The 13,138-nt window shown below is 67.6% G+C and carries 16 protein-coding genes; 6 read left to right on the top strand and 10 right to left on the bottom strand.

Translation table 11 applies throughout. The features are described 5' to 3' along the window. The 3 genes from BLP73_RS01785 to purC form a co-directional block, all read right to left on the bottom strand. The gene (locus BLP73_RS01785) at positions 1-798 is read right to left on the bottom strand and encodes an ABC transporter ATP-binding protein (protein WP_090739791.1); all 798 of its coding nucleotides are present in this window, start codon (positions 796-798) and stop codon (positions 1-3) included. A gap of 93 nt (positions 799-891) precedes the next feature. Then, a complete protein-coding gene (gene purS, locus BLP73_RS01790; protein WP_090739792.1) occupies positions 892-1,131 on the bottom strand; it encodes a phosphoribosylformylglycinamidine synthase subunit PurS in 240 nt (79 codons plus the stop codon). Between the two features lie 10 nt (positions 1,132-1,141). Then, positions 1,142-1,903, bottom strand: a complete 762-nt coding sequence (gene purC, locus BLP73_RS01795; protein WP_090739793.1) for a phosphoribosylaminoimidazolesuccinocarboxamide synthase — start codon at positions 1,901-1,903, stop codon at positions 1,142-1,144. Positions 1,904-2,035: 132 nt separating this feature from the next. On the opposite strand from purC, the gene BLP73_RS01800 reads away from it, so the two are divergent. After that, complete coding sequence (locus tag BLP73_RS01800) at positions 2,036-2,350, top strand: DUF1476 domain-containing protein (protein WP_090739794.1); 315 nt, start codon at positions 2,036-2,038, stop codon at positions 2,348-2,350. 91 nt (positions 2,351-2,441) lie between these two features. Then, positions 2,442-3,227, top strand: a complete 786-nt coding sequence (gene xth / locus BLP73_RS01805; RefSeq protein ID WP_090739795.1) for an exodeoxyribonuclease III — start codon at positions 2,442-2,444, stop codon at positions 3,225-3,227. A gap of 79 nt (positions 3,228-3,306) precedes the next feature. On the opposite strand, the gene BLP73_RS01810 is transcribed toward xth, so the two are convergent. From BLP73_RS01810 to BLP73_RS01820, 3 genes are all read right to left on the bottom strand, one after another. Continuing rightward, entirely contained in the window at positions 3,307-4,194 is an 888-nt protein-coding gene (locus tag BLP73_RS01810; protein ID WP_090739796.1) for a cation diffusion facilitator family transporter, read from the bottom strand. Positions 4,195-4,338: 144 nt separating this feature from the next. Next, positions 4,339-4,668, bottom strand: a complete 330-nt coding sequence (locus BLP73_RS01815; RefSeq protein ID WP_090739797.1) for a hypothetical protein — start codon at positions 4,666-4,668, stop codon at positions 4,339-4,341. A 130-nt stretch (positions 4,669-4,798) separates the two neighbouring features. After that, positions 4,799-6,655, bottom strand: coding sequence for an extracellular solute-binding protein (locus tag BLP73_RS01820; protein ID WP_090740056.1), 1,857 nt, complete (start codon positions 6,653-6,655; stop codon positions 4,799-4,801). A 265-nt stretch (positions 6,656-6,920) separates the two neighbouring features. On the opposite strand from BLP73_RS01820, the gene BLP73_RS01825 reads away from it, so the two are divergent. Then, positions 6,921-7,703 carry a 3-hydroxybutyrate dehydrogenase gene (locus BLP73_RS01825; RefSeq protein ID WP_090739798.1) on the top strand — a complete coding sequence of 261 codons (783 nt, stop codon included), beginning with the start codon at positions 6,921-6,923 and terminating at the stop codon, positions 7,701-7,703. Between the two features lie 222 nt (positions 7,704-7,925). On the opposite strand, the gene BLP73_RS01830 is transcribed toward BLP73_RS01825, so the two are convergent. Further along, the gene (locus BLP73_RS01830; RefSeq protein WP_090739799.1) at positions 7,926-8,309 is read right to left on the bottom strand and encodes a baeRF12 domain-containing protein; all 384 of its coding nucleotides are present in this window, start codon (positions 8,307-8,309) and stop codon (positions 7,926-7,928) included. Between the two features lie 49 nt (positions 8,310-8,358). Beyond that, positions 8,359-9,561: a pyridoxal phosphate-dependent aminotransferase gene (locus tag BLP73_RS01835; protein ID WP_090739800.1), complete on the bottom strand. Its 1,203-nt coding sequence runs from the start codon at positions 9,559-9,561 to the stop codon at positions 8,359-8,361. A gap of 73 nt (positions 9,562-9,634) precedes the next feature. Between BLP73_RS01835 and BLP73_RS01840 the strand changes: the two genes are divergently transcribed. From BLP73_RS01840 to BLP73_RS01850, 3 genes are all read left to right on the top strand, one after another. Beyond that, positions 9,635-9,982, top strand: a complete 348-nt coding sequence (locus tag BLP73_RS01840; RefSeq protein ID WP_175453200.1) for a helix-turn-helix domain-containing protein — start codon at positions 9,635-9,637, stop codon at positions 9,980-9,982. Further along, positions 9,975-10,277: an FAD assembly factor SdhE gene (locus tag BLP73_RS01845; protein WP_245686502.1), complete on the top strand. Its 303-nt coding sequence runs from the start codon at positions 9,975-9,977 to the stop codon at positions 10,275-10,277. The genes BLP73_RS01840 and BLP73_RS01845 overlap by 8 nt, the downstream gene beginning before the upstream one ends. 216 nt (positions 10,278-10,493) lie before the next feature. Beyond that, the gene (locus BLP73_RS01850; RefSeq protein ID WP_245686522.1) at positions 10,494-10,907 is read left to right on the top strand and encodes a MarR family winged helix-turn-helix transcriptional regulator; all 414 of its coding nucleotides are present in this window, start codon (positions 10,494-10,496) and stop codon (positions 10,905-10,907) included. 46 nt (positions 10,908-10,953) lie between these two features. On the opposite strand, the gene BLP73_RS01855 is transcribed toward BLP73_RS01850, so the two are convergent. Further along, complete coding sequence (locus BLP73_RS01855) at positions 10,954-11,382, bottom strand: VOC family protein (RefSeq protein WP_090739802.1); 429 nt, start codon at positions 11,380-11,382, stop codon at positions 10,954-10,956. Positions 11,383-12,070: 688 nt separating this feature from the next. Then, positions 12,071-13,078 (bottom strand): FliG C-terminal domain-containing protein, encoded by a 1,008-nt coding sequence (locus tag BLP73_RS01860; protein ID WP_090739803.1) that lies wholly within the window; start codon positions 13,076-13,078, stop codon positions 12,071-12,073. Between the last annotated feature and the right edge of the window lie 60 nt (positions 13,079-13,138).

Genomic DNA, 13,138 nt, shown 5'->3' on the forward strand with positions numbered 1-13,138 from the left:
TTAATCGGCCATCGTCGCGCTGAGGAAGCCGCGCAGGCGATCCGTCTGCGGCGCTCCGAACAGCTGCGATGGCGGGCCTTCTTCGCAGATCACGCCCTGGTGCAGGAACACGACGTGATCGCTGACATCGGCGGCCAGCCGCATGTCATGGGTGACGAGGATCATGGTCCGGTGCTCGCCGGCCAGGTCCTTGATGACCTTGACGACCTCCTGCTGCAGCTCGGGATCGAGCGCGCTGGTCGGTTCGTCGAAAAGAAGCGCCTTCGGCTCCATGCAGAGCGCGCGGGCGATGGCGGCGCGCTGCTGCTGGCCGCCCGACAGCTGTGCGGGCCAGGCGTCCGCCTTGTCGCCGATGCCGACCTTGGCCAGCAGGGCACGGGCGCGGTCCTCGACGGCGGCGCGGTCGTGCTTGAGGACCGTGACCGGCGCCTCCATCACGTTCTGCAGCACCGTCATGTGGGACCACAGGTTGAACTGCTGGAACACCATCGACAGGTTCGTGCGCATCCGCGTCACCTGCGCCCGGTCGGCCGGCACCCGCGCGGCGCCCGTGCCCTTCCAGCGCACCGGCTCGCCCTCGAAGAGGATCTCGCCGCCCTGGCTGTTCTCCAGCAGGTTGCAGCAGCGCAGCAGCGTGGACTTGCCCGAGCCGGACGAGCCGATCAGGCTGATCACGTGGCCGCGCGGCGCGGTCATGGAAACGCCCTTCAGCACCTCCAGCGGGCCGTAGGCCTTGTGGAGGTCGCGGATCTCGATGACCGGGGCAGAGGGCGTGGTGGCGGCAGCGTTCATCATCATCGCGACATTGGGCGATAAGTCTGCCGGATTTGCAACGGGGTGGACGGGGCAACCTGCCGATAAGCGCAGGTTGCCGCTACGTCAGATCAGGGATCAGGCAATCTCGATCGAGTATTTCTCGATCACGGTATTGGCCAGCAGCCCCTCGCACATGCGGGCGACCTCGGCACGCGCCGCCTCGGCGTCGGTGGAGTCCAGGTCCAGCTCGACCAGCTTGCCCTGCCGGACGCCGGTGACGCCGGAATGGCCGAGACCCCCGAGGGCGCTGCGGATCGCCTCGCCCTGCGGGTCCAGAACGCCGTCCTTCAGCATGATGGTGACGCGTGCTTTCATGGCGGCTTCCTTAGTTGATCGCGGTCGGTTTGAGGCTGGTTGTGTTGGCCGGCATCAGGCCGAGCCGGCGCGCGACCTCGGTATAGGCGTCGGTCAGGCTGCCCAGATCGCGGCGGAACACGTCCTTGTCCAGCTTCTGGCCGGTCTTCACGTCCCAGAGGCGGCAGCTGTCGGGGCTGATCTCGTCGGCGACGATCAGGCGCATGAAGTCGTTGTCCCAGACCCGGCCGATCTCGATCTTGAAGTCGATCAGCTTGATCCCGGCGCCGTAGAAGACGCCCGACAGGAAGTCGTTCACGCGCAGTGCCAGCGACACGATGTCGTCCAGGTCCTGCTGCGTCGCCCAACCGAAGGCGATGATGTATTCCTCGGAGACCATCGGATCGCCCAGCTCGTCGTTCTTGAAGCTGTATTCGACGATGGGACGGGGCAGGGCGGACCCTTCCTCCAGCCCGAGGCGCTTGGAGAGCGAGCCGGCGGCGAAGTTGCGCACGATCACCTCCAGCGGGATGATCTCGACCTGGCGGATCAGCTGCTCGCGCATGTTGATCCGGCGGATGAAGTGGTTGGGAACGCCAATGTTCGTCAGGCCGTTCATGAAGAACTCGGACAGGCGGTTGTTCAGGACGCCCTTGCCCTCGATCGTGGCCCGCTTCTGCGCGTTGAAGGCGGTGGCGTCGTCCTTGAAGTACTGGATCAGCGTGCCCGGCTCGGTGCCTTCGTAAAGGATCTTCGCCTTGCCTTCGTAAACCTTCTTGCGCCGCGGTGCCATGGGCTACCCCACCTTTCGCATGTCCCCAAAGTGGCGCTTTATCCCGGATCACCCTCCGGGGGCAAGTCGAGGCTTGCGAGGCCTGCCCGCGCGGTGGCATACCCGAAGCCAACGGATTGACAGGAGGGGACGATGTCCACGTTCGACGACCGCGAGCGCGCCTACGAGGCGAAGTTCGCCCATGACGCCGATCTGCGCTTCAAGGCCGAGGCGCGCCGCAACCGCCTGCTGGGCGAATGGGCGGCCGAAAAGCTGGGCAAGACCGGCGACGAGGCCCGCGCCTACGCGATGAGCGTCGTGACCTCGGATTTCGAGGAGCCGGGCGAGGAGGACGTCTTCCGCAAGGTCGAGGCGGACCTGGCCGGCCATGCCGACGCCGCCGAGATCCGGGCGCAGATGTCGCGCCTGATGGACGAAGCGCGCCGGCAGGTGGCCGACGAGAGCTGAGCGCCGCCTCAGCCGGCCGATCCGGGGGCGCCGCGGCGCCCCTTTTTCGTGCCATGTTGCCAATCCACGCCCGCCGCCGCAGGATGCCGCCATGAAAATCGCAAGCTTCAACATCAACGGCGTCAAGGCGCGGATCGAGGCGCTGAGCGCCTGGCTAACCTCGACCGACACGGACATCGTGGTGCTGCAGGAAATCAAGTCCGTGGACGAGACCTTCCCGCGCGAGCATTTCGAGGACATGGGCTGGCGGGTCGAGACGCATGGCCAGAAGGGCTTCAACGGCGTCGCGATCCTGTCGCGCCTGCCGCTGGAGGACATCACGTGCGGCCTGCCGGGCGACGAGACGGACGAGCAGGCCCGCTATATCGAGGCGACGGTGGTCGGCAGCTTCGCGGTGCGCGTCGCGGGCCTCTACCTGCCGAACGGCAACCCGGCGCCGGGTCCGAAATACGACTACAAGCTAGCCTGGATGGAGCGCCTGCGGGCGCGCGCGGCCGAGCTGCTGGCGGCCGAGATGCCGGTCGTCATGCTGGGCGACTACAACATCATCCCCGAGCCGCGCGACGCGGCCAGGCCCGAGGCCTGGACCGAAGACGCGCTGTTCCTGCCGCAGAGCCGCGCGGCCTTCCGCGCCATCGTGAACCAAGGCTGGACCGACGCCATCCGCATCCGCGACCCTCACGCGACGCGGGGGCCCTTTACCTTCTGGGACTACCAGGCGAACTCGTGGCAGCGCGACAACGGCATCCGCATCGATCATCTGCTGCTGTCCCCGCAGGCGGCCGACCTGATGGTGGATGCCGGCGTCGATCGCGACACGCGGGCGGGCGAGAAGCCGAGCGATCACGTCCCGGTCTGGGTGCGGCTGGCGGCCTGAGTCAGCGCGTCACCGTGGTCGATTGCGTCCCGCGCAGAGCCGGGGGCGCTGCGCCCCCCGGACCCCCCGCCGCGCCGCGCTAGATGACGAGGACGCCCGAATGCTTGGCCTTGTGCTCGGGTTCGACATGGATGGTGATCTGCGCCTCGGGCAGGCGGGTCTTCAGCGAGGCCTCGATCCGGTCGCAGATGTCATGGGCGTCGGCCACGGTCGTCTCGCCGGGCACGACGAGGTGGAAGTCGATGAAGGTCACGCGGCCCGCATGGCGCGTCCGCAGGTCATGCGCCTCGAGCGCGCCGTCGCCGCTGCCCGAGATGATCTCGCGGATGTCCCTGAGCGTCGCGGTCGGCACGGCCTCGTCCATCAGGCCCGAGAGCGAGGCGGTCATCACCTTCCAGCCGGACCAGAGGATGTTGACGCCGACCAGCATGGCGAGGATCGGATCGAGGAACAGCCAGCCGGTCGCCGTCGCCAGCCCGACGCCGATCAGCACCCCGGCCGACGAGATCACATCCGTCGCCAGATGCTTGCCATCCGCCACCAGCGCCGGCGAGCGCAGGCGCCGGCCCTGGCGCAGCAGCACGAGGCACCAGAAGGCGTTGACCGCGCCCGCCGCCGCGTTGATCGCCAGGCCGAGGCCGGCCTGCTCGATGGCGCGGGGTGACTGGAAGGCCCGCCATGCCTCGTTCAGGATGAGGAGAGCGGCGACGATGATCAGGACGCCCTCGAGGACGGCGCTGAAGAACTCGGCCTTGTGATGGCCGTAGGGATGGCCTTGGTCGGCCGGACGCTGCGCGATGCGGATGGCGACGAGGGCGGCGATCGCGGTGGCGACGTTGACCGTGCTCTCCAGCGCGTCCGACAGCAGCGCGACCGAGCCGGTCAGCCACCAGGCGAGCGACTTCAGACCGAGGACGAGCAGCCCGATCACGATGCTGCCGATGGCGATTTTCACGGTCTGATGCATGGGGCGCAGAGATTGGGGGATGCCTGCACGTCCTGTGGCAGATGCGCCCCGGCTGCACAACCCGCGGCGTCACCCGCGCGGCCGCATTGCGGCGCGGGGGCGCCGGCGCATGGACCCGCTCGCAGGTCCATGCGCCGGGACGGGCTACTCGCCCTCGCGCTCGTCGTCGCCGAAGCTGGCGTCGTCCGAATACTCGTCCTCGCCCTCGTTCACGAACTTGCCGCTGAGCTTGATCGAGTGGTTGTCGTGCAGCGGGTCCATCACGACGTCGGACGGTATCTCGCCCATCAGCCACTCGCGCAGCTCCTCGCGGACCTCGTCCAGGTCCGAGCCGGTCGTCTCGGCGATATAGGCGATGAAGGCGCGCTGGTCGCCGTCGATCTCGTCCAGATCAGCCTCGTCGGCCGCGGGCCACTTGTCGAGGATCGCCTCGTAGAAAGCCGGCCAGTTCTCTTGCACGTGGTGCCACTTCATCAATATCCTCCTGCCGGCAGGCTGCCCTGGAACCAGCGCGCCAGCCCGGTCACGTCTTCACCCACACCAGCGACGGTGTTGCACCCGGCCAAGATGCCGCATGCCAGCACTGTAACCCAAAACATCCGCATCAGTTCGCCTCCTGCCACCAGGTCTCGGGCAAAAAGCCCGGCCAGTCCCCGTAGATCGGGGTTTCCTCGGGAAATTTCAGATCCGCCGCATGTGCGAGGCGCGAGACCGGCGAGAAGCTGACCGGGATCACGTAGCGCCCGGCGGTCAGGATGCGGTCCAGCGCCTGCACGGCGGCGGTGAAGTCCTCGGCCTCTTCGGAGGCCAGCATGGTGTCGATCATCGCCTCGGCGGCCGGGCTGGCCATGCCCATCCAGTTGCGCGTGCCCGGCTCGGTCACGCCGTTCGCGCCCCAGTAGAGCCGCTGCTCGTTGCCCGGCGACAGCGAAAGGCCGCGCTCGTACCAGGTCATGTCGAACTGGTAGTTGTTCGTGCGCTCGATGAACTGCGCGCTGTCCAGCAGCGTGACGCGGGGGGTGACGCCGAGCGGGCGCAGCGCTTCGATGAAGATGTTGACGATCTGCTGCGTCTCGGACGAGGTCCGCATGGCGGTGCCCGACTGGTTCAGCAGGATCTCGAAGGCGAAGGGCTGGCCATCGGCGTTCCGCATCTGCCCGTCCTGCACCCACCAGCCGGCCTCGTCCATCAGCGCCAGCGCCCGGCGGACGGCGCCGCGGTCCATCGCCCGCTCGGTCCCCTCGGGCAGGACGTAACCCTCGAGCGTGCCCGGCGGCAGGTCGGCCGCGAAGGGCTCGAGCAGTTCGCGCACGCGGCCCGTCGCCGCACCCTCGCCCATGCCGAGCGTCGAGTTCGAGAAGTACGAGGCGATGCGCGGGTCCGCCCCGCCGTTCAGGGTCTGGTTGATGAAGCGGAAGTTGAACATCTCGATCATCGCCTGCCGGACGCGCCAGTCGGCGAAGATCGGGTTGCGGGTGTTCATCAAAAGGCCCATGATCCCCGAGGGGCGCTCGTTCGGGATCTCGGTCTTCACGATCTCGCCGCGGGCGGCGGCCGGGAAGTCGAACTCGGTTGCCCATCGCTGCGCGGACAGCTCGCGCCACAGCGTGACCTCGCCGGCCTTGAACGCCTCGAACATGGCGTTGGCATCGCCGAAATAGTCGTAGCGGATCGTGTCGAAGTTGTAGAGCCCCTGCGTCACCGGCAGGTCCTTGCCCCAGTAGTCCGGGTTGCGGCGGAAGGTGACCGAGCGGCCCGCATCCACGCGGTCGATGACATAGGCACCCGAGCCGATCGGCGCCTCGAGGCTCGACTCGGCAAAGTCCTTCCCCTCCCACTGCGCCTTCTTCAGGATCGGACGCAGGCCCATTAGCAGGGGCAGCTCGCGGTCGATCTCGGAGAAGGTAAAGCGGATGCTGCGCTCGCCCGTCTGCTCCATGCTGGCGACGCGCGACCAGGCGCCGTGATAGCGCGGATGGCCCTCGGTCCCGAGCGTCTCGTAGGACCACATCACGTCCTCGACCGTCACCGGGCTGCCGTCCGAGAAGCGCGCCTCGGGGCGCAGCGTGAACTCGACCCACGCGCGGTCCGGGGCGGTCTCGACCGTCTCGGCCAGAAGCCCGTAAAGCGTGAAGGGCTCGTCGATCGAGCGGATCATCAACGACTCGGCCACATGCACACCCACGCCCCAGGCCGCGTTGCCCTTGAGCACCCAGGGCTTGAGCGAGTCGAACCCGCCTGGCTCGGCCAGCCGAATCGAGCCGCCCTCGGGCGCGTCAGGGTCGGCATAGGGCAGATGCGCGAAACCCGGCTCAAGCGCAGGTTCTCCATACATAGCAATGCCATGGGCGGGTGCGGCGAGGCTTGCCAGAGGCATTGCTGCAACACCGAAAGCCAGTGCCGCGATCACGGCCGCGCGACGCGGGATCGCGCAATTGTTAAGGTTTTCGAAGATTCGCATCACCCGCTGCCCCGGCTTGTTATCGTTGTCGGCGATATCAACAGCCTCGCTCATCGCGCGTCAACCAAGCCGGGAAGAACTGTGTTGGACTCGGGCGAACAGTCGCGTATAAATGGCTCACTGCTCGATAGGTTTCTTGCCTGTATGAAACCTGCCTCATAACTGCGCCCGCCTTGTGCGGGCGCTTTTTTTTTCCCATGCTGCGCCTGCACAACCCCGGTCCAAACCGGCGGGTTCACATCTTCGCAAGCAGGAGGGGCAGGCGATGTTCCAGAGGTTTCTGGCAGGCAAGACGGCGGTCATCACGGGCTCGAACTCGGGCATCGGCCTCGGCGTGGCCGAACGGCTGGCCGCCGCGGGCGCGGACGTGGTGCTGAACAGCTTCACCGACCGGGACGAGGATCACGCGCTTGCCGAGAAGCTGGCCGCCGCGCACGGCGTCACCGCGCGCTACATCATGGCCGACATGTCCAAGGGAGACGCCTGCCGCGCGCTGGTCGAGCAGGCCGGCCGCTGCGACATCCTGGTGAACAACGCCGGCATCCAGCACGTCGCGGCCATCCCGGACTTCCCGGCCGAGAAGTGGGACGCGATCATCGCCATCAACCTCTCCTCGGCCTTCCACACCACTGCAGCGGCGCTGCCGATGATGCGGGACGCGGGCTGGGGGCGGGTCATCAACATCGCCTCGGCCCACGGGCTGACTGCCAGCCCCTACAAGTCGGCCTATGTCGCGGCCAAGCACGGCATCGTCGGCCTGACCAAGGTGACCGGGCTCGAGACGGCGCGCGAGCCGATCACCGCCAACGCCATCTGTCCCGGCTACGTGCTGACCCCGCTGGTCGAGGCGCAGATCCCGGACACGATGGCGAAATACGGCATGGGCCGCGACGAGGTGATCGAGAAGGTCCTGCTCGAGCGCCAGCCGTCGAAGGAATTCGCCACGACCGGGCAGCTTGGCGACACGGCCGTCTTCCTGTGCAGCGACGCCGCGGCGCAGATCACCGGCACCACGATCAGCGTCGACGGGGGCTGGACCGCGCTTTGAGCAGGCCCGCCCGGAACAATGCGCGGCGTGATGTGTTCGATCTGCATATCAATCAAGGAGATGAGCGATGAAAGGTCTGGTTGCGTGGTTCCTTGGGGTGCCGTTTTTCGTGATTATCCTTCTGTACCTCTTCGGGATCTTCTGAGACCCGCCGAGGCATGAGCTACAGAAAACGCCCCGCCGGACTGGCGGGGCGTTCTGCATTTCGGGGCGTCGGGCCGTTCAGGCCAGCGCGTTCTCGATGTCCTTGGTTTCGGAATTGGTCATCGTCTTGGCCAGTTCCTTGCGCAGGCGCAGCTGCAGCTCCTTGTGGTAGTGCTTGCGCATCACGCCTAGGGTCGAGGGATCGGCGATGATCGCGACATCCTCCAGCCGGTTCTTCAGGACCAGCGCGTTAAGGTGTCGCGCCAGCTGCACGGCGAAGGCCGCCTCTTCCTCGTCGCGGGGGCTGATCTCGTCCAGCACGGGCGTCGTGGCAGGATCGGACAGCGTCTCGGGCGTGATCTTCCGGGCATCGGCCAGGGTGATGCCGTGGCGGGCCGAGTTTCGGAACAGCGTGGCGCCGTGGCCGTCGGCCACGACGATCAATGCGTTCTGGGGCAGCATATGCTTCTCCTTTTGTCTGCTCGCCCCCGGACAACGTGCGGTGGCGCCCCTAGTTGCAGCCCTCGCAGAAGCGGCGGATGCGCGCGACCGCCTCGGTCAGCCGCGCGTCGCTGGTGGCGTAGGAGACGCGGAAATGCGGGCTGAGGCCGAAGGCCGCGCCGAAGACCACCGCGACGCCCTCCTCGTCCAGCAGGGCGTTGGCGAAAGCCTCGTCGCTGTCGATGCGCGTGCCGCCGACCGAGGTCGTGCCGATCAGCGCCGCGATCGAGGGGTAGACGTAGAAGGCGCCCTGCGGCACCGGGCAGTCGATGCCGGGGCAGGCGTTGAGGCCCGTCACGACCAGGTCGCGCCGGCGCTGGAAGACCGCCCGGCTGTCGCGGATGTAGTCCTGCGGCCCGGTCAGCGCGGCCTCGGCCGCCTGCTGGCTGATCGAGCAGGGGTTCGAGGTGGACTGCGACTGCAAGGTCGCCATCGCCCGGATCAGCGCCTTCGGCCCCGCGCCGTAGCCGATGCGCCAGCCCGTCATCGCGTAGGACTTGCTGACGCCGTTCATCGTCAGCACGCGATCCTTCAGCCGCGGCTCGACCTCGGCCGGCGTGACGAAGCGGAAACCGTCAAAGACCAGATGCTCGTAGATGTCGTCCGAGAGGACCCAGACCTGCGGATGGCGCAGCAGCACGTCGGTCAGTGCCCGCATCTGCGCCTCGTCATAGCCCGCGCCCGTGGGGTTCGACGGCGAGTTCAGGATCAGCCACTTGGTGCGGGGCGTGATGGCCGCCTCCAGCGCCTCGGGCGTCAGGCGGAAGCCCTGCGCCGCGGGACAGGGGACGGTGACCGGCACCCCGCCCGCCAGCACCACCATGTCGGGATAGCTGACCCAGTAAGGCGCGGGGATGATGACCTCGTCGCCTTCGTCCAGCGTCGCCATCAGCGCGTTGTAGAGGATCTGCTTGCCGCCCGAGCCGACCGTCACGTCGGACGGATCATAATCGAGTCCGTTCTCGCGCGCGAACTTCGCGGCCACCGCGCGCTTGAGGCTGGCCGTCCCGTCCACGGCCGTGTAGCGGGTCTGGCCTGCGTCGATCGCCGCCTTGCCCGCCTCGCGGATATGGGGGGGCGTGTCGAAGTCGGGCTCGCCGGCCGACAGGGCGATGATGTCGCGGCCCTCTGCCGCCAGTTCGGCCGCGCGGGTCGTCATCGCGATGGTGGGCGAGGGTTTGACGCGGGCGAGCCGCGCTGAGAGAAACGCCATGTCGGTCCTCGGTTTGCTCTTGGGGCCCGCTTGGCTTACGCTCGCGCCGTGCCGGCGACAAGCGAGGGATCGGATGAGCGACGAGATCTATGCGGAACATGTGGCCACCCTCGGAGACCGGCTGACGGCGGCGCGCGAGGCGGCAGGGCTGTCGGTCGACGCGCTGGCGTCCGAGCTGGGCGTGCGCCCCGAGACGCTGGAAGGCTGGGAGGCCGACCAGGCCGAGCCGACCGCGCCGCTCCTGTCGCAGATCGCCGCCCGGCTCGCGGTTGACGCGGACTGGCTGATGATGGGCACGGGAACGGGGCCGCAGCAACAGGCGCCGGCCGCGGGCCAGAGCGAATTGCACGAGCTGCGCCGCCTTCTGGCCGAGGCGTCGCGCCAGCTCGGCCGGCTGGAGGAGGCCCTGAAACATGGCTGACGAGATGCACGAGACCTATGAGACGCGGCTGAAGCGGCTGCACATGCGCAGCTGGCGCCGCGGCATGAAGGAGATGGACCTGATCCTCGGCCATTTCGCCGATGACCGGCTGGCCGCCCTCGGGCCCGACCAGCTGGCCGCCTACGAGCGGCTTCTGTCCGAGAACGATCAGGACCTCTATCTCTGGGTGACGCGCCGAATCGGCGCGGGCGGCGGCGACACCGGCCCCGCGGCGCTTGCGCCGATCCTGGACGAGATCGCGGGCCATGCCGCCCTGCGCTTCGGGACTGCGTAAAATTTTCGGCGTATCCGCTGGAAAACGGCTTGCCGATTAACGGGCAATTGTCTCTTTCCTGTCATGTTCCTTCCCATGAAGAACAGGACAGGACAGCGAGACACGATGCTTGCCCATGTACCCCATGAGGGAAAGCCCGGCCCGGCCCTGCCGGCCGAGGACGTGCTTCCCGACACTTCCGAAGCCTATCTCGAGTCGCTCCAGCTGCTGGAGCGGATGCACCGCCTGATGCTCGACCTCGTCAAGGACGAGTTCGAACGCCTGCGCCAGAGCGACCTGACGCCGGTCCAGGCGATGATCCTCTACAACCTGGGCGAGGCCGAGGTCAGCGCGGGCGAGCTGCGCTCGCGCGGGATGTATCAGGGCTCGAATGTCAGCTACAACCTCAAGAAGCTGGTGACGATGGGCTACGTCCATCACGAGCGCTGCGATCTCGACCGCCGGTCGGTCCGCGTGCGGCTGACTCATGAGGGCCAGCGCATCCGCCACCTGGTGCGAGAGCTGTTCCTGCGCCATGCGCAGGGGCTGGCGATGTCGGGCGTCCTGGACGATCCGCCCCTCGACCTGGTGAACATGCAGACCCGCCGGATCGAACGCTTCTGGTCCGAGCAGATCCGCTACATCTACTGACGGCAGCCAAGGCGGCGGGCGCGTCCCGCCGCCTTTGGCGCAGGGCCTACCAGTGCCCTGTGTTCTCCATGCTCGCCCAGGGCTCCTGCGGGGGCAGGGCGTCGCCTTCCTGCAGCAGCTCGATCGAGACGTTGTCCGGGCTGCGGACAAAGGCCATGTGCCCGTCCCGCGGCGGGCGGTTGATGGTGATGCCCGCGTCCATCAGCGTCTGGCAGAGCTTGTAGATGTCGGCGGTCCGATAGGCGAGATGGCCGAAATGGCGGCTGTCCGAGGGCAGCCCCTCGTCCCCGTCCCAGTTGTAGGTCAGCTCGACCGGACATTCCGGCTGGCCCGGCGGCGCCATGAAGACCAGCGTGAAGCGCCCCTTCTCGTTGTCGATCCGGCGCGTTTCCTCCAGGCCTAGAAGCCGGAAGAAGCCCGTCGTCGCCTCCAGATCCTTCACGCGCACCATCGTGTGCAGATAGCGGATGTTCATCGCGTCCTCCTTGCTGTGCCCTCGGCCGGCAACTCGCCCCGAGCCCGGCGCCAGTGTTGTCACGCCTCTGAAGGGGGTGCAACAAGGCCGGAGGTAGCGAGCGCGGTCAGCGCCAAGAGGACATGGAGCCTGTCGCCGCGCGCTGCCCGATGGCTGCTGCTCGCGCTTGCGCTGCTGCTACCGCGTCGGATGACCAGCCCGGAATGGGTACGGCGCTAAGTGCAACGTCCATGCAGACTTCTGAGGATGGCAGGCTAGTGTCTCTGGTCCTCAATGGTGGCTCTTTCGGCTTTCCGGAGACTGCCTAGAGAAAAGCGGCGTTGCGTCTGGTGTGGTCAGCCGTCCGAGAAGACAGAGGAGCTGGTCCCAGGATGCGAAATGATCGGAGGCGCTCTTAACTTCCTTATAGAGTGAACGGCTCGCCGTTCCGGGTTAACGGTAGACACAATCCGACTGTTTCTGTCAGCGCTCAACTCTGTGGTCGCTGAGGCCGACCTGCGCATGCTTCACCGCGTCACGGGCTGCGGATGAGGTTCAACCGATAAGCTCATGACGGTGAAGGACGTCTGCAGCCCTGCGGCTTCGGAAGCTCATCGCGGTCACCAGCACTCATGCCTGAGGCAGAGCGACGGGCGAGGGGACCGGCGCTCAAGCCGGACCCTATCTTCACTTACGAAGGACAGACGACTCAGCCCTCGTCCGACGGCATGCGCAGCGTGATCTCGCCGTTGTCGTGCAGGCGGCGGATGGCGGCGACGACCTCCACCATCGCCTCCTCGACATCCTTCGCGCGGGGCTTGGCCATGGCGGCCAGTTCCTCGCGCAGGCCGTCCGCCATGCGCTGCGAGAGGTTCGACAGCAGGTACTGCGCGGCCTCGGCATCGGCCTCGGCGGTGGCGCTGAGGGCGCGGATCAGGATCGGCTGCTCGATCTCGCGCAGGATGCGCGGCACGTCGCGCGGCTCCACCCGCGTCGGGATATGGGCGAAGATGAAGATGGCGCGGCGAACGCCCTCGGCGAAGTCCTGGTCGTGCTCGTCCAGCGCGCCCAGAACCTCGTCGCGCAGGTCGGCCGAGGCGAAGTTCAGGATCGCCCCCACACGATCGGCCGCCGGGGCGGGCAAGGCGGGGCGCGGCAGCGCCTCGGCCGCCTGCAGCAGCACCATGCCGATGCGGCGCAGGGCAGCGTGGTTGATCCCGGCCGTCATCGACATTGCCTGCGCCACGGCGCGTGCGCGCTCGCGCGGCAGGCCGACGAAGGCCGCCGAGGCAAGGTCCACCGGAAGCTTCGACAGCATCACCGCCACCAGCTCGGGCGGCTCGCCGCGCGCCAGCGTCACCAGCTGTTCCTGCGGCAGGGCGGCGATGCGGGTCCAGGCGTCGGCCTTGCCCTCGACCGCGGCCGCCTGGCGCAGCCGGTCGCTGCTGTCGGCCGAGATCTTGCCGCCGAGCATCGCCAGCGTGCCGTCGAGATCGCCCGGAAAGGTCAGGCCGACCGCCTCGAGATCCTCGCAGAATTCCTCGATCACGGCGTCGCGGGTGTGGCGGTCGATCAGCTCCATCCCGGCCATCTCCTCGGCCAGGAGGGTCTGGGCGTCGGCGGGAAGCCGGTCGAGGCTGACGCCGTCATCCTCTTCCAGCAGAAGGCGCACGATGATCGCCGCCTTCTGCCGCTGGCTGAGTTCCGCCGTGCCCATGTCGCCCCCGTGATCGTCCGTCAGGGGCAATCTGGCACAAGCGGACTAACGAAGGGTTAT

Source organism: Paracoccus tibetensis (assembly GCF_900102505.1).
Lineage (GTDB): Bacteria > Pseudomonadota > Alphaproteobacteria > Rhodobacterales > Rhodobacteraceae > Paracoccus > Paracoccus tibetensis.